This window comes from Flavobacterium sp. TS_SC_5 (assembly GCF_056156265.1).
Genome location: NZ_CM149588.1, coordinates 2599756 through 2621884 on the forward strand (window position 1 = coordinate 2599756; position 22129 = coordinate 2621884).

Genomic DNA, 22129 nt, shown 5'->3' on the forward strand with positions numbered 1-22129 from the left:
TAGACAACCAAAGCGAGTACATAAATTTAAATTTCCATAAAAGTTAAAATATTATGAAATGAAAAAAATACTATCCATTTTACTTTTGCCAATTTTTTTAGGATCTGCACTAACTAATGCACAAATAAGCATTGGGACTGCAAGTCCAGATTTGTCGGCATTATTAGACGTGACCTCTTCGTCAAAAGGAGTGCTACTACCAAGAATGACGACCACTCTTAGAGACAATATAATTAATCCTGCCACGGGGTTAATTATTTTTAATACGACCAGTAGCCAACTAGAAGTAAATATCAGCAGTGTTGCTATTCCTAATTGGGTTAGTGCTATTGGTTCCGTGGGTCCTGCAGGTCCTATTGGATTAACTGGTTCCGTGACTACTGTAGCTTTTGGAGCTACTAATACAGTAAGCGGGGCGAATGGGAGTGTTGTAGGCGGAACTACTAATTTATCCAGTGGGGTTAATTCTACCGTTGTAGGCGGCACAACAAACAAAGCTATTTTTTTGAATTCTGGCGTTTTTGCTGGAACCACTAATCTTTCAAGCGGTTCTAATTCAATAGTAGCTGGAGGTGAAACTAATACCTCTAGTGGATTAAATTCAACTGTAGTAGGTGGTTCATCCAATTTATCAAGCGGTGTAAATTCGATTGTTTTAGCGGGTAACACTAACGTAGCTTCGGGACTTGATTCGGGAATTCTTGCAGGCAAGTTTAATTTAGCTAGTGGTGTATACACTACTGTTGTAGGCGGCGATACTAATAAGGCAACTGGTTTAGGAGCCAGTGTAGTAGGTGGAATTTCTAATGTTGCAAACCAAGTATATTCCATTATTCTCGGAGGTTCTACTAACAACGTAGCTGGTTCTGGATCTGGTATTCTTGCGGGATCTTCTAATAGTGTTACTGGCGCAAATGCTGGAATTATTGCTGGTAGCACTAACTTTTCAAGCGGAAGTGAATCAGGAGTTTTAGGAGGCAATCACAATACATCAAGCGGAATAGGAGCTGTAGTTTTAGGAGGAACTACTAATGTAGCCTCAGGTAATGAATCGATAGTCATTGGGGGCAATAATAATAGTTCAAAAGGAGATGTTTCCGTGGTTTGCGGCGGAATAGGAAATGTTTCTCAGTCCTATGGTGAATGGGTAGGGGGGCTGTATGGTACTATTTATGCGCCAAATTCAGCAACTGGATTTTCTAGTACCGATCGAGTTTTTAATGTAGGTAACGGCTCGGGTACAGCCTATTCATCGGATGCATTAACAATTTTGAAAAATGGACTCGCTAGCCTACCAAGTGTAACTAATTTATTAATTGCAAATGGAAGTGGTAAAGCTGTTCTAACTAAAGAGTTTGCGGATGCTAATTATATTAAATTTAATAGTACTCCTCCACTATCAGTCACCTCAGAAGGAAAAGCTGGTGAAGTGAGAATAACACCAAATTTTATCTATTTATGTGTATCGGATAATATTTGGGTCCGATCCGTACTATCGACTACCAGCTGGTAGTTATAAATTAAAATAAATAATTCAATTGCCGCTGCACCTCAATAGTTGTTCAGCGGTTTTAATACAAAATGACCATTTGAAAATTATAGTAAAAATAATACTTTTTTTATATTGTAGTCTCGTGTTTTCGCAATCACAAGATAGCATTACTATTTCTGGACATTTAAAAGGGAATTCAAGATATACAAAAGCAGTTCTAATTGGGTTTGGTGTCGGTCAAAAAACGCTAGGTGCAGTGAAGATACAAAATGAAATTTTCACGATGAAAATTCCATATGCTATTGTGCCTGGTGTGTATCGCTTTCAGTTTAGTCAGGTAAATGCAAATGAATATTTAGATGTTATTATTGACGGTTTAGAGAAGAAAATTCATTTTACTTTAGATCTAAACAAAAACACTAAGCAGCCCTTTTTTACGGAGTCAAATGAAAATAAAAGATGGTATGATTATCTAGCTCAAAGCCAAATAAAATTGAGGAAGATTGAATTGTTAGATCAATTGCTGAATCAATATCCAGGTCAAAAAGATAAAATTGTTCGTCAAGTACAACAAAGTGCACAACTCGAAAAAGAAAACTATAGGCTCGATTTCGATAAATTTATTACATCAAATGCATCTTCATTGTCAAGTGCAATGGTAGCAAACAGACCCTATTATTTTGCAAACCCTACCGATTTGCCCCAAATACAAGCCTATAATCATAGAAATCATTATTGGGATCACATCAATACTCTAAATCCAAAACTGATAAACACCCCCATTTATTGGGAACATATTCTAAATTATTTAAAATATTATAGGAATCCAGAAATGAAGTTTGATGCAACAGAAATGGAAAATGGATTTATAAAAAGTGTAGATACGATAGTGCAGAAATTTGGAGGAAATAAAGAAACTAAAAATTTTGTTTTACAGTATTTAACACTTGGTTTTAAAGAAATTGGACAAGAAAAAGTATTACAATATATTGATGAAAAATATAGTTTCGATGGGAATCAATGCCAAAACGAAACAGATAAAAAAGATTTTGATCAAAGAGTATCCGGCTATGCTAAAATGAAAGTGGGGATGCAAGCCCCTGAAATTGAATTTAGAGACGTTCAAGGGAATCCGAAAACATTAAAAGATATAGGCGACGAAACCATTATTGTTGCGTTTTGGGCTAGTTGGTGTCCAAACTGTTCCGTTGAAATGCCAAAACTGAACGAGTTAATGGCAACTAGAAAGAACATAAAAGTACTCGCTATTAGCTTAGACGAGGATAAAAAGAGTTTTGCAGAAGCAGTTTTGAATTTAGATAATATGATTCATTACTCGGATTTTAAAAAATGGAATGAAAAAAGTGTAATAGATTATAATATTATGGCAACCCCTAGTTTTTTTGTTTTGGACAAGGACAGAAAAATTTTAGGAAAGTACAGCAGTTTAGAAGAATTAAAAAGTGCGCGCAGATTATAGCGTTATAGAATAAAGCAAAGTTATGTTAGGTTCAATTTATAATTATTTCTGGACTGTATTTGATTAAATAAATTTTAAAAATTAAGAAATGAAAAATAGAGTAGGCTTTTGGATAATTTTAATGATAAGTACTTTTGAAATTGCCTCAGCTCAAATCGGGATCGGATTAGTTACTCCGGATCCGTCTGCGATTTTAGATGTGTATTCAACTGAAAAAGGATTTTTAGCACCACGAATGACAGTAGAACAAAGAGATTTGATTCAAAATCCAGCAAAAGGATTACTAATATTTAACACGAGTACCAATACGATAGAAATCAACAATGGTTCTGCTTCAAGTATTTTGTGGGACAGTTTAGTTGGTCCCGCAGGTCCTATTGGTCCTGCTGGTCCTATTGGTCTCACTGGTTCCGTATCTGTAATAGGGGGAACAGGTGTTGGTAATAGTTCCTGCGGGGATGGCTCTACTGTAAGCGGTGGAACTAATAATGTGGCTTGTGGTGTAGTAGCTACTATTGCAGGTGGGGATCAAAATACAGCAAGTGGAGCAGGTTCCGTAATTTCGGGAGGCGTTTCTAACAGTGCAATTGATGTAAATTCAAATGTTGCTGGTGGAACTTTAAATAAGGCTTCGGCAGCAGGTGCAGGTATTTTAAGCGGAAACTCCAATATTGCCAAGGGTACTAATTCTAATGTTTCTGGGGGCGTTAATAATGAAGCTTCAGGTGCTGGTTCCGCAATTTCTGGTGGAAAAGATAATACGGCTGTAGGGGTCAATGCAAGTGTTGCTGGCGGAAATTTTAATAGAGCCTTTGGCGCAGGAGCCTCCGTTTTAGGTGGGGATCAAAACCAAGCTAATGGAGTGAATTCTAATGTCTCAGGCGGTAGCCTTAATATTGCTTCGGGTGCTGGTTCGGTTGTTTCTGGAGGAGTTTCTAATCTGGCAAATCAAGTTAATGCAACAGTTTCCGGAGGCACACTAAACCAGGCGGTAGGAGCAGGAGCCTCCATTTCCGGGGGTAACAAAAACATCGCTTCGGGAGTAAATTCAGGAGTTTTAAACGGAAAAGACAATATTGCTTCTGGGGCAGGATCTTCAGTTATGGGAGGTTCTTTAAATAGTGCTTCCGGTGTAAATGCTGTGGTTTCTGGTGGGGATACCAATAATGCATCAGCTGTAAATGCTGTAGTATCTGGTGGTACTGTTAATAGTGCCTCCGGTGAAGGAGCGGTGGTGTCTGGTGGAAATACAAATAATGCAATAGGTGCTAATACAACGGTTTCAGGCGGTTTTACGAACAGTGCAACAGGTGCAGAATCTACTGTTTCTGGTGGGAATACTAATAGTGCCATTGGAGTTTATTCGACTATTTCTGGCGGAATTTCCAATAGTGCTAGCGGAACAATAGCTACCGTATCTGGAGGAATTGGAAATACAGCTAAATCATACGGAGAATGGGTAGGTGGAGTTTATGGTTCAGATTACATCCCTGTAGCACCCACAAATTTTGTTGGAATTGACAGGATTTTTAACGTAGGAAATGGAATAGGAATTAGTAACCGATCTGATGCTTTGACGATATTAAAAAATGGTGTCGCCACCTTACCAAGTATTACAAATGAATTAATAGATGCAGGAGGGTCAAAAGTAATAGTAACAAAAGAGTACACGGAAGCTAAATATGCTAAAAAAAACCAAACAATAGCACCAACTTCAAAAACAGATAATGGTTTTGCTGGAGAAATTAGAATTACAGCGGATTATATATATACTTGTGTCACTACAAATAATTGGGTTAGAGCAGCGGTAAGCACATGGGATTAAATTAATAAAGTTATACAAAATGAAAAATATAAAAAAATATTTAGGATTCACGCTATTGTTATTTTCTAGTATTGTAAACGCACAAGTAGGAATTGGTACAATTGTTCCGGATGATTCCTCGATTTTAGACTTAAGTTCTACGACAAAAGGATTGCTAATACCACGCTTAACAACTGCCCAGCAGATCTCAATTACTTCTCCAAGTATTGGTCTGTTGGTTTTTAATACTACAAAAGGAGCATTAGAAGTGAATATAGGAGATGGTGCTGGAGGACCTCTTTGGTTTTTACTAACAGGTACCGTTGGGTCAATGGGTGTTGTTGGTCCGCAAGGAGTTCAGGGATTACAGGGTCCTGCAGGGACATTTACAAATCAACCAACAGGTGTAGCAAACACTACAACAGGAGCTAATTCAACCGTGGGTGGCGGTTCTACAAATTCCGCTTGTGGGTTAAATTCTACTATCAGTGGGGGTACAACAAATACAGCTTGTGGAGAGAATTCTTTTATAGGCGGCGGTACAACAAATAGTGCATCAGCATTAAATTCTAGTGTTGTTGGAGGAACAACAAATCATGCTGTAGGTGTAAATTCTTCTGTAGGAGGAGGAACAACAAATTGGTCTAGAGGATTAAGTTCTAGTGTATCAGGAGGAAGTGCTAATGAGGCTAATGGAGAAAATTCAAATGTGGCAGGTGGTTTTACAAATAAAGCAAATAAAATTAACTCAAATATAGGAGGTGGAAATAGCAATACCGCCGATGGGGAGGAATCTACGGTTTCAGGTGGTTTTAGTAACATTGCTGTAGGTAATAGTTCAACAGTGTCAGGTGGTTTGTCAAATACAGCTTATTCTTATGGAGAATGGACAGGTGGGTTATTTGGAACTATTTATGCTCCAGGTTCAAAATCTGTTTTTATCGAAACCGATAGAATTTTTAATGTCGGAAATGGTTCTGCTGCAGGAGTTGCGAGATCTGATGCTTTTACAATATTGAAAAATGGTCTAGCCACTTTACCGTCTGCTACTAATTTATTAATTGCTGGCGGAGGTAACAAAGCAATAGTAACTAAAGAATATGCCAATGCCAATTATGCTATAATAAATTCTAATGCACCATCTAGTTCAGAGGCATTGGGAATTCCGGGAGAAATAAGAATGACTAGTACTTATATTTATACTTGTTATGCTATTAATACATGGGTAAGAACCCCCGTTTCTAGTTTCTAAAAAGAAATAATATTTTATATAATATGGTTATTAAAGTAGTTAAACATGAATAAAAAACGCCAAATACTAATTATTTACTTCTTGTTTGTAATCAGTAGTTTAAATGCTCAAATAGGTATTGGAACGCTGTTGCCAAACGATTCCGCAATAATTGAATTATATTCAATAAATAAAGGTGTATTAGTTCCTAGAATGTCTCAGATAGAACAAGGAAATATTGTATCACCAGCCTTTGGATTGATTGTTTTTAATACTACATCAAAACGAATTGAGGTTAATTCAGGTACCAAAACTAATCCTATTTGGACAGGTTCCGAAGGACCAATTGGAGCTATAGGATTACCCGGACCCTCGGGACCTCAAGGCACAATAGGGACTAACACAGTTTATACAGTTGTATTGGATCCCTCAAGCGCAGCAAGTGGCGTAAGCTCTTCAATAGGTGGTGGATTAAATAACATTGCTGTAGGAGTAACATCAACAGTAGGAGGCGGTAATACAAATTCTGCAATAGGGGGTAATTCCTTTATAGGTGGTGGTTTTAAAAATACTGCCAATGGAATTAATGCTAGTGTAGTGGGCGGTCAAAATAATTTTGCTACTGGTGGAGACTCTTATGTAGGCGGTGGGTTTAATAATAGTTCTAGCGGAATTGGTTCGACTATATCAGGTGGTAATACAAATGCTACCACCGCATTGAGCATAAATTCAACAATTTCGGGTGGTTATTTAAATACAGTTGCTAATCTTACGGCGCATATAGCTGGAGGAACAATAAATACAGCTACAAACATCAATGCAACAATTTCTGGGGGTAGAAATAATACTGCAAGCGGACTTAATTCTTCTGTTTCTGGAGGGATAAATAATAGTGTAGGTTCTTATGGTGAATGGGCTGGAGGTTTATATGGCACAACGGCTTTAAATTCATCTTTAACAACTTTTGTTGGTGTAGATAGAGTTTTCAATATTGGAAACGGAAAGGGTATAGGACAATTAAGTTCAGATGCATTAACAATTTTAAAAAATGGTTTGGCAACATTACCAAGTGTAACGAATGAATTAATCGCCAATGGAAGTGATAAAGCAGTTTTAACCAAAGAATATGCGAATGCTAATTATTCTAAAATTTCTTTTGAAGCTCCAACCTCTGCTTCAGCACAAGGGATAAAGGGAGAAATACGTATTACCGCAACGGCTATTTATACTTGTATCGTTGCCAATACATGGGTAAAGTCTACAATAGCAGCCGGGACATGGTAATTGCTGCTAAAAGATAAAATAATTTTGTTAGTAAAGATAATTTAAGTAAAAGCTATGAGAAATAAAAATAAAATATTTATTGTACTGGTGTTGTTATTTACTGGAATTACAAATGCACAGCTAGGGTTAGGCACAGGACACCCTGACGCTTCTGCAGTTTTAGACCTATCGTCAATGACTAAGAGGTTGCTAATTCCAAGAATGAATACCTCCGATAGAGATTTTATAAAACGTCCAGCAATTGGTTTAATTATTTTTAATTTGACCTCAAAATCGTTAGAAATAAATTCAGGAACATCGATAGAACCAATTTGGATTAGTGCTACTGGATCTGTTGGTCCAGTTGGTCCAGCTGGAGATGCTCAATCAAGTTCTACTATAGCTTTAGGAGCATCAAACACTGCTACAGGACCAAATTCAAGCGCAGTTGGTGGCACAACGAATACTGCATCTGGAATTAATTTAAGCGCATTAGGTGGAACCACCAATCTTGCTTCTGAAAATAACGCAAGTGTTGTGGGAGGTACTACTAATACTGCTGTTGGGGTAAATTCTTCGGCTATTGGTGGTACAACAAATAATGCATTAGCATCCAATGCTACCACTTTCGGTGGGACTACAAATACGGCATCAGGAGTAAATTCAACAATAATAGGCGGTTTTAGTAACATGGTAAGTGGAGCCGATACAATTGTAATTGGAGTAACAATAAACAAATATAGGGGTACTATAACTGTTATTATATTAGGAAGCACTGATGACAATACGTGCTTAGTTTTTATAGGTACTGATGGTTTTGCAAATGCAATTTTTGTTGCAAATTCAGGAATTGCAGCAGGTGTTTCTAACAGTGTAAGTCGAATTGAATCTTAGGAGAATGGATGATAGTGCAATAGTGCTAGTGGAGCCCAATTTAGAGTTATTTCATGAACCATCAATACTATGAGTGGAGTAAATTGAACCACAGTTGGTTGCGCAACAAACATAGCTTTTGTTATTAATTCCTTGGTTTCTTGTGAGACCACAAATAATGGAATTCTATCTTGAGTTACAAGTTGGAAAAAAAAGGTTGGTATAAATAAAATGTATTAAATAAAAAATAGTATGAATAAATCGAGAACATATAGTTTAATAGTTTTTATCTTTATTTCAGGAATTGTAAACGCACAGGTTGGAATAGGGAAGCCAATTTTAGATCCCTCATCGATACTAGATTTTTCATCGGAATCGAAAGGATTTCTTGTACCAAGAATGAGCGATTCAAATAGAAATGCAATTAGTAATCCTGCTTTAGGCTTAATTATTTTTAATACAACAGCTAATAAATTAGAAGTTAATAATAGTAGTCCAATTTCAAATTGGGTACAATTTTCGGCAGTAGGACCTATTGGATTAACTGGTGCTAAAGGTCCTACAGGATTAACAGGGGTTACGGGACGCACCTATTCATCAAGTGGTTTACTTGGATCTATTGTAGGGGGCGGTACTACTAATATTGCATGTGGATTGTATTCAACAGTTATTGGTGGTACTACGAATAACTCTTGTGGAGAAAACTCCCTGATAGGAGGGGGAACAACAAATGTTGCTCCAGGTTTTAATGCCTCTGTTGCTGGAGGAACAACTAATTTGGCCTCTGGCAAAAATTCAGCTGTTGGTGGGGGTTCTACAAATAAGGCAAGTGCAAAAAATTCTGGCGTATCTGGAGGAACGACGAATACCGCCTCGGGAGTTAGTTCCTCTGTAGGAGGAGGTACAACAAACAACGTATCAGGAGAAAATGCCTCCATTGCAGGTGGAGCTAATAATAAAGCATCAGCATCAAATTCTAATATTTCAGGAGGGGAATCAAATGCTGCAAATGGTAATGCGTCGGCTGTTTCTGGTGGAAGAAATAATTTTGCAAAATCCTATGGGGAATGGACAGGAGGATTGAACGGGACAAATTATTCAGCCACCTCGACTGATGTCTTTATAGCAACAGACCGAATTTTTAACATTGGCAACGGGGAATTACCCACCTCTTCCTCAGATGCTTTTACGATTCTTAAAAATGGATTAGCAACCTTGCCAAGTACAACCACTTTATTGATAGAAGCTGCAAGTAAAAAAGCTATTATGACAAAGGAATATACAGATGCTAATTATTCAAAAATTAATACAAATGCTCCCCTGGCTCCCGGCGATTTTGGAATAGTAGGAGAAATTAGAGTTACACCCACTTATATTTATACATGTATTGAGCCTAATACTTGGGTCAGGACAGAAGTAGAAACATGGTAATTAGTATCTAGTTAATAAAATTTTTGAATTTAAAAGTATGAAAATGAGACTAAAAATAACAATCACCACAGCTTTAATTTTCCTGAAATTTGGAATTATGCAGGCGCAAATGGGTGTTGGCACTTTATACCCTGATGCATCTTCAATTTTGGATATTTCAAGCACAGACAAAGGACTTCTTATTCCAAGAATTAGTGCATCTAGTTCGATTTTAAATCCAGCAAAAGGACTTTTGTATTTTAATACTACAAATAGTTGGATAGAAATAAATGAGGGAAACGCTAATGTACCCGCTTGGATATCTGTAATTGGAATAGAGGGTCCTATTGGAATTTCAGGTTTAAAAGGAGATATTGGATTAGTTGGATTGAAAGCGCGAGTTCCTATGAATGATTCTGGCGCTATAGGTTCTACGATTGTTGGGGGCTATAATAATTCGGCTTGTGGACCTTATTCTACAGTTGTTGGAGGAATAAATAACACAGCCTGTGGAGAAAATTCTATAATTGGGGGTGGGGCTAACAATAGCACTCCAGCGTTGAATTCAACAATTGCAGGCGGAACTAATAATGAGGCTAGCGGTATTAATTCTTTTATCGGTGGCGGTGAATTTAATCTAGCTTCAGGAGAAAATGCTACTGTTTCTGGTGGTAGCACAAATAAAGCTACAGGAAGTGCATCCACAATAATTGGTGGAAAATTAAATTCAGTAACAGCTCAATACGGAGTTATTAATGGAGGTTTAAGTAATTCTGTCACAGGATTGAATGCAATAGTTTCAGGGGGCGAATATAATGTGGCCAGTGGAAATAGTTCAGCAGTTTCTGGCGGAAGCCACAACACTGCTGCGTCTTATGGTGAATGGGTAGGTGGTCTTTATAGCACAAATTACACACCCATGTCGGCAACATCGTTTTACGCTACAGATCGAATTTTTAATGTAGGAAATGGCACATCTGATACCAACAGGAAAGATGCTTTTACGATTTTGAAAAATGGCTTAGCCACGCTGCCTTCTGTAACTAATAAACTAATTTCTGAGGGTTCTCCTAAAGCGGTTATAACAAAAGAATTTGTAGAGGCTACCTATTCTAGAATAAAAACAATAGCACCAACTTCGTCTTCCGATATTGGAGTAGCAGGTGAAGTGCGATTGACACAGAATTATATTTATTCTTGTATTGCAACAAATTTATGGATTAGAACGCCAGCTTATTCTTGGTGATTTAATCTCCTTATGTTTGATTACTTGAAGCTCCGCTTCGGTTTATTTGGCTGCAGATTCACATATTAAAAAATATTTTTAAAAATCTGTGAATTTGTGACTGTTGTATCACTAATACATTTGGGGCTCGGCTCCGAAGTAGTTTATTTTAAAAAACATTAAAAAATGAAAAAACCAGCCCGTATACTATTTATTCTATTGTTTATAATAGTAGGTAGTACTCAAGCGCAAATTGGTCTAGGGACTGTTACACCAGATGACTCCTCTATTTTTGATATTACATCTACAAGCAAAGGAATTTTGTTGCCTAGAATGAATACTACTGCGAGAGACAATATTATTAATCCTGCTAGTGGATTACTGATTTATAATACAAGTACATTGAGTATTGAAACTAATTCAGGAAGTAATTCAACTCCTAATTGGATTAGTGTATCAGGTACAAAAGGTCCTGTAGGTCTGGATGGACCAGCGGGTGATACTGGATTAGCAGGTGAAAATATTTTAAGTACTTATCTCCCCACTGGATATAGTAATACTATGGATGGTGGAAGTTCCATAGTTTTAGGAGGTTTTTATAATAATGCAATAGGAATTGCATCTGGTATAGCAGGTGGTTTTAGAAATACAGCTATCGGGGGAAGTTCCTTTATTGGAGGCGGTATAAACAATACTACAGAAGCAGTAAGCAATACTATTTTTGGAGGTTCTGCTAATTATACAAACGGGACCAATTCCTTCATAGGAGGGGGCTTTAAAAATAATGCAATTGGAAATAACTCAGTAATTGTAGGAGGATCAGAGAATTCAGTTTCTTCTCTAACTTTAAACGCTACCATTTCGGGAGGAATAAAAAATACTATTGAGCTTAGCAATACAGATGCAACAATTTCTGGTGGTTTCACTAATATGGTAAATAAAATTAACGGAACCATTTCTGGAGGAAGTTTGAATAAAGCAATTGCAATTAGCACTACCATTTCGGGTGGTATTGGTAATGAAGCAAAATCCTATGGCGAATGGGTAGGGGGGGTGTATGCCTCAAATACGGAACCGAATTCTGCCATGGTTACCATTCCAACAGATAAATTATTTCATATCGGAAATGGGACGGATGTCAATACCCGATCAGATGCTTTTTTAATTATTAAAAATGGTACTACTACTTTGCCGTCCGTTACAAATGCTTTAATAAGTGCAGGGTCCGAAAAAGTAATTGTTACTAAAGAATATGCCGATGCTAATTATTATAAATTTAGTACCATTCCGCCCGCCTCCGCAACAGCAAGTGGAAAAGCGGGAGAAATAAGAATAACACCCACTTTTATTTACACTTGTTTTGAAAACAATAAATGGGTACGATCTGCTTCTCAAAGTTATACTTCTATAACATCTAATGCTTCTTCTTTAATTCAAGCTTACACTTGTGTTGCAAGTGCAGGAAATTTGTATGAGGGCTATGTAGTTGCAGGTGTAACACAAACAGTGGAAGCCATGGTCTTAATTGCGGGAACTTATTTACTGTCGGCCACAGCAAACGGAGTTACTTTTTCGGCTTCAGGAACTTTTCCAGCTATTGGTAAACAAACGATAATATTTAGAGCCACAGGGATTCCCACAGTATCAGGTTCAGATGATTTTACGATAAACACAACTCCTACTTGCACCTTTAATAGAGTGAGTCTCGCTGCAAATTTAGCCCCTAGTTTTGGTACTATTCCAGACAATACAGCTTGTGTTTCAAAAATTATCTCTACGCGTCTTTGTTCTGATTATTCGGTTACGCTTGGTGCTACTACTTACGGGACATTAACTATAGGGGGGCAATGCTGGATGACCGAGAATTTAAAAGAAATCCCATCTAATTTTAGTACAAACACCCCAACTAGTTGGACTAGCTCAACACCAGGAGATCAGGGGTATTGGGGCTTTTATAACGAAAGTATTCCATCGGGAACAGCAGGTTGGAGTACCACTGAAATTGCTCCAAGCGAAGGATATTTGTACCAGTGGAGCGCAGCCATGAACAATAGTATAGCCGAAAGGGCACAAGGAGTTTGCCCTACAGATTGGCATATTCCATCGGATTGCGAATGGATGTATCTAGAAAATGCTCTAGGAATGACAACAGCAGACCAACAGCAAGTAGGCTTCAGAAATAGTGGTGCTGTAGGTTCTAAATTAATTGGTTTAAGTCAGACCGGAACTAGTGCTATTGGGTTTTCTGCCTTATTGTCCGGAAGTAGAGACCGCACAATTCAATTTATAGGTCGTGGAACCGAAACAAATTTTTGGAGTTCTAGTCAAGTAACTGCGGGTTTTCCTGTGGTTCGAAAATTAGATTCAGCGCAGCAAGGTGTGTTTCGCTCTACTACATCGGTACCTGGATATGGTTATGCAGTAAGATGTTTGAAAGATTAATAAAATTAAATAATTAAGGCATGAATATGAAACAAATTCTATTGGTTCTTTTGCTGACTATAACAGCAGTCGCATCGGGACAAATAGGTATTGGAACAGTAAGTCCAGATTTTACTTCGGTTTTAGAATTAAAATCAAAAGAGAAAGGATTTCTTACGCCTAGAATGACTACAAGCGAACGTAATTTAATTTTGGAACCTGCGACAGGGCTTTTACTGTACAACACAGCAACAGCTACTTTTAATTTTTTTGATGGAAATATTTGGAAAGATATTGCTACAGCAAGCTCAGGTGCTAATTCAATCAGTTTTTCGGTTGATGCCACTGGAGATGTAACAACGATGTCGGTATTTGACGAGCTTGTGCCAGCTATGACTATTACGCCAGGGGCGGGAAAATATACAGTAGCATTTAATGGACAATATAATAGTGCCCCCTTTAACTATGATGTAAATATAACCCAACAGTCAAAATTAGATTTGTTAGATATGTATAAAAATTTAATGGCTGTACCCACTACAAATAGCACTCATGGAGCCGTTTTTGGTAATGGTGAAATTTTAACACCAGGGGTGTATTCTTTTCCGGGAGCTTCTTCCTTGGCAGGAGACTTATTTTTAAACGCAGCAGGAAATCCTAATGCAGTATTCATTTTTAAATTAGGAGCAGCTTTTACATCGGGAGCGGGTTCTAAAGTCATTTTAGCCAATGCAGCTTCATCTTGCAATGTTTTTTGGGTAGCCGAGGGGGAAGTTGCTTTAGCAGCATCAACGAGTATGAGGGGGACTCTTTTTGGGCATAATGGTGCAGTTAGCATGGCATCAGGTTGTACGCTAGAAGGAAGAATGCTTTCGACTACGGGAGCGGTTACAATAGATAACTCTACTTTAAAAATTCCTAATAATTGTTCTTTTCTCGATATTGGAGTACTTTCAAGTTTTGCTCTATATACTGCTGTGGGAGCCGTGACCAATACAGGAATTTCAAATGTAACAGGCGATATTGGTTCTAATCTAGGTTTAATTAGCGGTTTCTCGGATTCTACCGTACTCGGAAATACTTATGGTCCCCAAAGCGAATTAGTAACGATTGACAAAAATGTACTAGCTACTTTTAGTATCTATCAAAATGGGGTTTTAGTTCCTAATTCTAGTAGAACCCGGAGAAGTAAAACACCAACAACAGATATTACATTACAAGCAATTGCAACCGTTTTAGACGGTCAAACAATAGAAGTGAGATGGAAAACAGATGTAAGCCAATTGAAAGTAACCAACAGAATAATAACAATAGTAAAAACACAATAATTTGTGTGATACCGGAAAAATACGAGTATTAACAAGCTCTTATAAAAATAATATGAAAATTAAAACACCTTACTTTTTCTTAATAATTGGATTAATTTCTTCAATTACAAGTGCGCAAATTGCCATAGGAACCTTAGTGCCCGATGCATCAGCCCTCTTAGATTTGAATTCTGTTAGCAAGGGGTTATTACCGCCAAGAATGACTCAAATAGAACGAGACGCTATTGACCTACCGGCAAAAGGATTGATTATTTATAACACGACAACAAATGCATTGGACATTAATAATGGTACCCCGCTTGCAAAAGCTTGGGATGGAATAGCCGCTTCAAGTTCGGGATCCAGTGCTACTTATTTTACTGCTAATGCAGGAGATGATGCGACAACAATGAGTGCTACAGATGGAGTAATTCCAGGAATGTCAATTATTCCTGGTACAGGAACATATGCAGTCTCTTTTAATGGACAATACAATAGTGCGCCATTTAGTTATGATGTAAATATGACGCAACAATCGTTAGTAGATTTGAAGGCCACGTATAATACATTAAATGCAATTCCCGAAACACATCCGGGTCATGCTCCCGCTTTTGGAAATGGAGAAGAACTTTTTGAAGGAGTTCGAGTAATTAACGGTGCAGGTTCTGTAGCGGGTTCGTTAGTATTAAATGCCCAAGGAAATCCAAATGCTGTTTTTATTTTTAAGTTTTTGTCTTTAACTTCAATTGCGGGCGCAACGGTTATTTTGGCTAATAGCGCATCGGCATGTAATGTTTTTTGGATCGCTCAAGATGCCATAGCCTTAGGGGAAAATACAAATATGAAAGGAACCTTACTTTCTAATGCTGGAGCAGTTTCTATGGCTGCTGGAAGTGTTTTAGAAGGAAGAATGTTTTCTAATCAAGGTGCAGTAACATTAGGTCCCGCCACGGTAACCATTCCACAAAATTGTACTTTTATAGATATAGGTGTACTTTCTTCGTTCGCATTATTTACAAGTGTTGGTGCTGTAACTAATGCTGGTATTTCAACAATTGCGGGAGATATAGGTTCTAATTTTGGTTTAATTTCAGGTTTTAGTACCTCTACCATAAATGGAATCATATATGGTCCCGATAGTCCATTAGTCACTATAGATAAGAATGTTTTGTCGACTTTCAGTGTTTTTGAAAACAATGTTCTAATCGAAAATTCCAGTAGAATAAGACAAAGCAAAACACCTACAGTAGATATTTCCCTACAGGCAATAGCAAAAGTAGCTGATGGAGAAGCAATAGATATTAGATGGAAAACAGATGTAAGTCAATTAAAAATAAGTAAACGAATATTGACTTTGATAAAAGTTAAATGAGAGTTCGTTACCTATAATTTTTTTTAAAATGCTCTTTATCATAAACAATAATGGATCGAATACTATGAAAGAGATCAAAAAAACAGCGGTGCTAATCCTGATGTTTCTTTATGGAACAGTGAAGGCACAAATTGGTATCGGAACAGTAGTCCCAGATGCCTCCTCTCTCTTGGAATTAAATTCGAATTCTAAAGGGTTTTTACCTCCTCGATTGTCAGAAGCCCAGAAAGTTGCTATTCAAAATCCAGCAGCAGGATTAGTATTATTTAATACCACTACAAACGATTTAGAAACCAACACAGGAACCCCACAATCCCCAAATTGGAAAGGAACAAAAGGAGGGTATGAAACGGTAACCGCTTCGGATGATGGTGCAACTAGTTCCATAACATCAGAAATTATTAGTGGAATGATTTTGATTCCAGCGGCAGGAATCTATTCGGTAACATTTAATAGTCAATTTAATAATGCACAAGTACTTACAACAACGCCACAAATTGTTTTGGATTTAGAAGCGCTTTATAAAGAGTTAAAAGCAAAGCCAACCACAAATACAGGCCATGGTCCCGTTTTTGGGAATGCTACCGAAGCAGGAGAGGTTTTAACAGCCGGTGTATACACTTTAGTCGGAGCCTCATCTATAAAAACAAATGTAACCTTAGACGCCCAAGGAAATCCGAATGCTTTATTCATTATTAGAGTTGACGGGGCTTTTACATCAGAGGCAGGAGCTACAATTAAGTTGGCCAACGGCGCTTTGGCTAAAAATGTTTTTTGGGTTATCGAGGGAGCAATAGGTTTTGCTGCGGGTACCATAATGAAAGGAAATGTTTTATCGAATGGGTTTGCCATTGCTGGAGCCTCTGGTGTAGAGCTCGAAGGAAGGTTCTTGTCCACAAGTGGCGCTATAAGTTTTGGACCCGGAAATGCCGCTATACCATCGGGTCCCTCTCTAATTAATCTAGGATTGCTAGCTACTTATGTTATCTTTTCAAGTAATGGCGATCTGGCTAATACTGCAGTTTCTAATTATACGGGTGATATAGGTACTGTTAAAGGATTAGTATCGGGTTACTCAAGTGCCATTATTAATGGCAATCTATACACGCCAGACAGATATTCCACTCCTGGATTATTGATAGACAATAATAATAAAGTCCTCGCTATTTTTGGAATTTATCAAAAAGGGGTCTTAATTCCAAGTTCTACTAAAGCTTTGATTAGCACAGCCAATGCGGCTAATATTTCTTTGCAAGCCATTGCAACTGTTGCTGCCGACGAATCGATAGAAGTTCGATGGAAAACAGGTTCTGACAGATTAATAATAGGAAATAGAACCCTAACGGTTATTAAAATTCAATAAAAATAGTTACCATAAAAAAACTAAATGAAAAGAAAATACTCTATTGTTTTAATAACAATACTACTATACACAGTGGCTGGAACGGCACAGATCGGATTAGGAACGGCTACCCCAGATCAAAGTGCTGTATTAGATTTACATTCGACATCGAAGGGGCTTTTACTCCCTCGGATGACAACAAACCAAAGAGATTTAATTGCGTTACCCGCCCAAGGATTAATGGTTTTTAACACGGATACCAATAGCTTAGAAATAAATAGTGGCGTACCAGAGACTAAAACTTGGGATGTGATATCCAATAGACCACCAAGTTCGGTTCATAATTCTGTATGTAAAACAGAGCCCACTACAACAAATTTACCAACAGATATTTTAGTTTCTGGAATGATTTTATCCCCTTTGGCAGGGACCTATTTAGTGTCTTTTAATAGCCAATTTAATAATGAAAAAATCCCTGTAGATTTTACAACATCGCCCGTAGTTGGGACTGCACAATGTGTACTAGACCTTCAATCGGCTTACGAAGAATTAATGGCAATTCCGGTAACGGATGCGACCCATGCACCCGCATTGGGTGGTGGAGAAACCATTTTTCCGGGAGTGTATTCCTTTACCGCTGCTGCCTCAATAGCGGGGACATTAACTTTAGATGCAAAAGGTGATACGAATGCTGTTTTTATTTTTAAGGTAGGAGGTGCTTTTGCCATTGGGGCTGCTACAACAATAGTTTTGGCAAATGGTGCCGAATCTCGGAATATATTTTGGGTATCCGAAGGCTCTCCTGGGATTGGTGCCGCTTGTATAATCAAAGGGACTTTAATTGCAAAAGCAGGAGCAGGCTCCGTTGGTGCTGGTACCGATTTAGAAGGAAGAATGTTTTCTATCGCTGGAGCGTTAACTTTTGGTCCTAGCATCGTTAAAGTACCTTTTGGAATTTCTCCAATTAATTTAAGGAGCCTCTCAAATTTTGCATTATTTACAAGTATTGGAGGGGTAAGTAATACAGCTGATTCTGTAATCACAGGAAATATAGGTACAAATTTAGGGGTCGTAATTGGGCTTGAAATTTCAAAAGTAACGGGTTCTATTTACACCTCTACTACGCCTATAATAAAAATCGAACCTGTTACCACAACTACCTATTTTGACAATAATGTTAAGGTACAAGCAAACTTTGGTATTTATCAAAATAATGTATTAATTCCAAGCTCTGTCAAAACTTTGGTTAGTACAGCTAGTGCAGCAAGTATTTCATTACAAGCTATAGCAACTATTGTAGATGGAGCGCCTATTGAGGTGCGTTGGAATACTGGATCTGATAAAATAACAGTCGGCAATAGAATTTTGACAGTACTAAAAGTCCAATAATTTAAAAATGAAAAGAATAAAACAATTTTTCGTACTACTAATTTTATTTTCAGTAGTGGGAAATGCACAAAATGGTCTAGGAACGCCAAATCCTGATTTATCTTCTATACTTGATTTGGTTTCTACTTCAAGGGGACTACTTCCCCCAAGAATGACAACGCTGCAACGAGATTTAATAGTATATCCTGCCATTGGTTTAATCATTTTTAATACGAATACAAATGTATTAGAACATAATATTGGCACAACTATTCTTGTAAAATGGGCTAGTATTATGGAAACTACAAAAATCAATTTAGGATTTGATTCGATAAATGCAGTTGGTACTGTTACCACAGATGAACTGCAGGAGGTACAAGTGCCAGAAATGATCGTAACTCCTCCAGAGGGTTATTATTTAGTATCATTTGAAAGTCAGTATAATAATTCAAAAGTTGAGGTGTCTACAACAGTAAAATCCGGTGGAATAAGCACGGACCAAGGGGCAAAAGATTTACAAAAGATTTATGAGCAGTTAAATGGTAAAACAGTAACAAATTCCTCTCATGGTGCCATTATGGGTAATGGAGAAATTTTGACGCCAGGGGTTTATGCTATAGCTTCTGCGGTAACCTTGCTCGAAACACTTACATTAGACGGTCAAAATAATCCTGATTCCGTTTTTGTATTCAAAATTGCAGCTGCTTTTAATGCAGGAGCAGGGGCGAAAATGGTACTCAAAAATGGAGCAAAAGCCTGTAATGTATTCTGGGTAATAGAGGCAGCAATTGTTTTAGGAGCAGATTCAAAAATTGTAGGAATGCTACTTTCTCATGGTGCTGCTGTCGGCGCAGGGGCTAATAGTGTTATTGAGGGGAGAATGTTTTCTACTGCTGCAGCAATATCTACCGCGGCAGATTTTATAGCGATACCCTCTAATTGCTCTTATGTTGATTTAGGTGTTCTTAGTAGTTTTGTTATGTTTACTAGTATAGGCGCAATTACCAATACAGCTATTGCAACAATAACGGGTGATATAGGTTCAAATTTAGGGGCTATCACAGGTTTTGAAGGAGCAAACCTGAATGGAAAAATTTACACACCAGAAACACCAGTTATTCCGTTGGATACTGTGACAACCATTACAACAGTTGACAATAAGAATAAGGTACTTGCCACTTTTGGAATTTATCAAAATGGTATTTTAATTCCAAGTTCTACAAAAGCTTTAATTAGTTCTGAAAATGCTTCTAACATTTCTTTGCAAGCCATGGCAACTATAGCTGCCGGCGAACCTATAGAAGTTCGATGGAAAACGGATTCTGATAAAGTAGAAATAGGAAATAGAATATTAACAGCTGTTAAAATCCGATAAAACGCACTTACAGATTTACGAGTCGACTTTATTTTTTATTTTAAAAAATTGACTTAAGTAAAAGACAGAGAAACTTAGAACTTAATTCCTAGAAGTTTCAAAGTCTACTTTGGTAAATTTATGAAGTATATATTGATTTATTCGAGAATAATAATTGCTCAAAGCGTACTCAAATTAAAGTGGAATCAAATGTAAAATGAACAGAAATGTTTTTTATCATTCTTAAGTGAGTAATAAAAATTATACATCAAATGTGTAGCAAAAAAATATTGTTGTAATTAAAATAGAGATATTTTAAAGCCTTCTTTTATCACTTATTCTAATATGTCTACACTTATTACTTTGTAATGTGTAAAATTTAATAGAAGTTTAATTTTGTTACTCAAAAAAAATTGATGATGAAAAACTATCGTGGTGATCCATCATAGAAAATAACGATTCACTTTCAACATGCTTGTCGTTTGTATCGTTAAGACTAATTACAGAATGAAATATAAAAAACAATATTTAGTTTTTCTATTTGTAGTATTTTCATTAAAAACTGGAGCCCGAGTTGGTATAGGTATACAAAATCCAGATTCATCTTCAGTTTTAGAATTAAAATCAGACATAAAAGGATTATTAATTCCTCGAATGACGGCCGTTGAACGAGATGCTATAGATTTGCCGTCTGAAGGACTACTTGTTTATAACACAGATAAAAATGCAGTTGATCTATTTGACGGAATTTCCTCGGGTGAGTTTACAGCGGGGTACAAGACTATTTCAGCCTCGGCGATAATTAGTACCGACAATCCTGCTTACGTGGTAGTATCAGGAATGAGTCTAACTCCTATGGCCGGTATTTATTTTATTAATTTTGATAGTTTATATCACTAGTGTCCACTATAGATTAAAAAAAGTTCTTTGAAATTATTGTAAATCTGTATTTTAAGTCTCATTTTAGAGCGTGACGATTTGAATTGAATTCTTATGTTCGTAAATTAACTTTACGAAAATGAATCACGGCAAATATGTCTTTTCTCAATTGGTTGAATTTCTACCACAACGTGTTTTTGATAGACTTGTAACAAATATAATGGTAATAAAAGTGTTAAACATTTTACTTGTTGGAATCAACTTTTATGTATGCTTTTTGGTCAATTATCCTCTCGTGAAAGCTTGCGAGATTTGATAACTGTTATCGAAGCACATCAATCAAAATCGTATCATTTAGGATTTGGAAAAAATGTAACTCGAAGCAACTTATCCAAGGCAAATGAAAATCGTAATTATAAAATATTTGAAGACTTTGCCAACCATTTAATATTGATTGCCCAAGAAAAAAACTGCAACGATAGTTTTGAAATAAAAGGTAATATTTATGCTTTTGATTCTTCAACTATTGACTTGTGTTTGAGTGTGTTTTGGTGGGCTCATTTTCGAAAAACCAAAGCAGGAATAAAACTCCACACACTATTTGATATTAACACACAAATCCCAGTATTTATTCACATCACAGAGGCAAATGTGCACGATGTTAATGCTATGGACATCATCAATTACGAACCTTTTGCTTACTATATTTTTGACCGTGCTTATGTTGATTATTTAAGGCTTTATCAAATCACAAGATCAACTGCTTATTTTGTAGTCAGGGCAAAATCAAATTTAAAATTCAAAAGAATGTATTCTAAAAAAACGGATAAATCTACTGGGGTTATTTATGACCAAACAGGGAAAATAGACGGCTTTTATAATTCAAAAGATTATCCCGAAAAGATTAGAAAAGTGAAGTTCTTTGATGCTGAAAATAATAAAACCCTAATCTTTTTGACTAATAATTTTGACTTGTCAGCCGAGCAAATTGCTTTGCTTTACAAACAGCGTTGGCAGATTGAATTATTCTTCAAATGGATTAAACAACATCTGAAAGTTAAGACCTTTTGGGGTACAACAGAAAATGCTGTTCGCATACAAATCAACATCGCAATAATAACTTATTGCTTGGTGTCAATAATTGCAAAAGATTTAAAAATCAATCGTTCCATCTACGAAATTCTACAAATTTTATCAGCATCATTACTTGATAAAACACCTGTAAATGAATTACTTATGAAATCAGATTACAATAATGTCAATGAACTTGATTCTAACCAGCTGGTTTTTAACTTATTTTAAGTGGAC

The 22129-nt window shown here is 36.8% G+C and carries 15 protein-coding genes and 1 pseudogene; all 16 read left to right on the forward strand.

Annotated elements, in window-relative coordinates; genetic code table 11:
* The first annotated feature begins 58 nt into the window (after positions 1–58).
* Positions 59–1513: a hypothetical protein gene (locus AC0J6S_RS11285; RefSeq protein WP_474953899.1), complete on the forward strand. Its 1455-nt coding sequence runs from the start codon at positions 59–61 to the stop codon at positions 1511–1513.
* Between the two features lie 76 nt (positions 1514–1589).
* Positions 1590–2972, forward strand: a complete 1383-nt coding sequence (locus AC0J6S_RS11290) for a TlpA family protein disulfide reductase (protein ID WP_474953900.1) — start codon at positions 1590–1592, stop codon at positions 2970–2972.
* Between the two features lie 88 nt (positions 2973–3060).
* Positions 3061–4797 (forward strand): hypothetical protein, encoded by a 1737-nt coding sequence (locus tag AC0J6S_RS11295; RefSeq protein ID WP_474953901.1) that lies wholly within the window; start codon positions 3061–3063, stop codon positions 4795–4797.
* Positions 4798–4816: 19 nt separating this feature from the next.
* Positions 4817–6028, forward strand: a complete 1212-nt coding sequence (locus AC0J6S_RS11300) for a hypothetical protein (RefSeq protein WP_474953902.1) — start codon at positions 4817–4819, stop codon at positions 6026–6028.
* Positions 6029–6073: 45 nt separating this feature from the next.
* Positions 6074–7291 carry a hypothetical protein gene (locus tag AC0J6S_RS11305; RefSeq protein WP_474953903.1) on the forward strand — a complete coding sequence of 406 codons (1218 nt, stop codon included), beginning with the start codon at positions 6074–6076 and terminating at the stop codon, positions 7289–7291.
* A gap of 54 nt (positions 7292–7345) precedes the next feature.
* Positions 7346–8164, forward strand: coding sequence for a hypothetical protein (locus AC0J6S_RS11310; protein WP_474953904.1), 819 nt, complete (start codon positions 7346–7348; stop codon positions 8162–8164).
* Between the two features lie 231 nt (positions 8165–8395).
* On the forward strand, positions 8396–9574 hold the full coding sequence (locus AC0J6S_RS11315) for a hypothetical protein (protein ID WP_474953905.1): 1179 nt from the start codon (positions 8396–8398) through the stop codon (positions 9572–9574).
* A gap of 43 nt (positions 9575–9617) precedes the next feature.
* Positions 9618–10799: a hypothetical protein gene (locus AC0J6S_RS11320; RefSeq protein WP_474953906.1), complete on the forward strand. Its 1182-nt coding sequence runs from the start codon at positions 9618–9620 to the stop codon at positions 10797–10799.
* 165 nt (positions 10800–10964) lie between these two features.
* Positions 10965–13220, forward strand: coding sequence for an FISUMP domain-containing protein (locus tag AC0J6S_RS11325; RefSeq protein WP_474953907.1), 2256 nt, complete (start codon positions 10965–10967; stop codon positions 13218–13220).
* A gap of 20 nt (positions 13221–13240) precedes the next feature.
* Entirely contained in the window at positions 13241–14527 is a 1287-nt protein-coding gene (locus AC0J6S_RS11330) for an ice-binding family protein (RefSeq protein ID WP_474953908.1), read from the forward strand.
* A 52-nt stretch (positions 14528–14579) separates the two neighbouring features.
* Complete coding sequence (locus tag AC0J6S_RS11335) at positions 14580–15878, forward strand: ice-binding family protein (protein WP_474953909.1); 1299 nt, start codon at positions 14580–14582, stop codon at positions 15876–15878.
* Between the two features lie 64 nt (positions 15879–15942).
* Positions 15943–17241 carry an ice-binding family protein gene (locus AC0J6S_RS11340; RefSeq protein WP_474953910.1) on the forward strand — a complete coding sequence of 433 codons (1299 nt, stop codon included), beginning with the start codon at positions 15943–15945 and terminating at the stop codon, positions 17239–17241.
* 24 nt (positions 17242–17265) lie between these two features.
* Positions 17266–18609 (forward strand): ice-binding family protein, encoded by a 1344-nt coding sequence (locus AC0J6S_RS11345; protein ID WP_474953911.1) that lies wholly within the window; start codon positions 17266–17268, stop codon positions 18607–18609.
* 7 nt (positions 18610–18616) lie between these two features.
* Positions 18617–19963: an ice-binding family protein gene (locus AC0J6S_RS11350; protein ID WP_474953912.1), complete on the forward strand. Its 1347-nt coding sequence runs from the start codon at positions 18617–18619 to the stop codon at positions 19961–19963.
* Between the two features lie 486 nt (positions 19964–20449).
* A complete protein-coding gene (locus AC0J6S_RS11355; protein WP_474953913.1) occupies positions 20450–20842 on the forward strand; it encodes a hypothetical protein in 393 nt (130 codons plus the stop codon).
* Between the two features lie 201 nt (positions 20843–21043).
* Positions 21044–22123, forward strand: a pseudogene (locus tag AC0J6S_RS11360) (IS4 family transposase); the annotation flags it as partial.
* Between the last annotated feature and the right edge of the window lie 6 nt (positions 22124–22129).

What these genes read in the sequence shown, in the direction of transcription:
- AC0J6S_RS11285 (WP_474953899.1), top strand. Translation starts at nt 59, where the DNA reads ATGAAAAAAATACTATCCATTTTACTTTTGCCAATTTTTTTAGGATCT.
- AC0J6S_RS11295 (WP_474953901.1), top strand. Translation starts at nt 3,061, where the DNA reads ATGAAAAATAGAGTAGGCTTTTGGATAATTTTAATGATAAGTACTTTT.
- AC0J6S_RS11300 (WP_474953902.1), top strand. Translation starts at nt 4,817, where the DNA reads ATGAAAAATATAAAAAAATATTTAGGATTCACGCTATTGTTATTTTCT.
- AC0J6S_RS11305 (WP_474953903.1), top strand. Translation starts at nt 6,074, where the DNA reads ATGAATAAAAAACGCCAAATACTAATTATTTACTTCTTGTTTGTAATC.
- AC0J6S_RS11310 (WP_474953904.1), top strand. Translation starts at nt 7,346, where the DNA reads ATGAGAAATAAAAATAAAATATTTATTGTACTGGTGTTGTTATTTACT.
- AC0J6S_RS11315 (WP_474953905.1), top strand. Translation starts at nt 8,396, where the DNA reads ATGAATAAATCGAGAACATATAGTTTAATAGTTTTTATCTTTATTTCA.
- AC0J6S_RS11320 (WP_474953906.1), top strand. Translation starts at nt 9,618, where the DNA reads ATGAGACTAAAAATAACAATCACCACAGCTTTAATTTTCCTGAAATTT.
- AC0J6S_RS11325 (WP_474953907.1), top strand. Translation starts at nt 10,965, where the DNA reads ATGAAAAAACCAGCCCGTATACTATTTATTCTATTGTTTATAATAGTA.
- AC0J6S_RS11330 (WP_474953908.1), top strand. Translation starts at nt 13,241, where the DNA reads ATGAATATGAAACAAATTCTATTGGTTCTTTTGCTGACTATAACAGCA.
- AC0J6S_RS11335 (WP_474953909.1), top strand. Translation starts at nt 14,580, where the DNA reads ATGAAAATTAAAACACCTTACTTTTTCTTAATAATTGGATTAATTTCT.
- AC0J6S_RS11340 (WP_474953910.1), top strand. Translation starts at nt 15,943, where the DNA reads ATGAAAGAGATCAAAAAAACAGCGGTGCTAATCCTGATGTTTCTTTAT.
- AC0J6S_RS11345 (WP_474953911.1), top strand. Translation starts at nt 17,266, where the DNA reads ATGAAAAGAAAATACTCTATTGTTTTAATAACAATACTACTATACACA.
- AC0J6S_RS11350 (WP_474953912.1), top strand. Translation starts at nt 18,617, where the DNA reads ATGAAAAGAATAAAACAATTTTTCGTACTACTAATTTTATTTTCAGTA.
- AC0J6S_RS11355 (WP_474953913.1), top strand. Translation starts at nt 20,450, where the DNA reads ATGAAATATAAAAAACAATATTTAGTTTTTCTATTTGTAGTATTTTCA.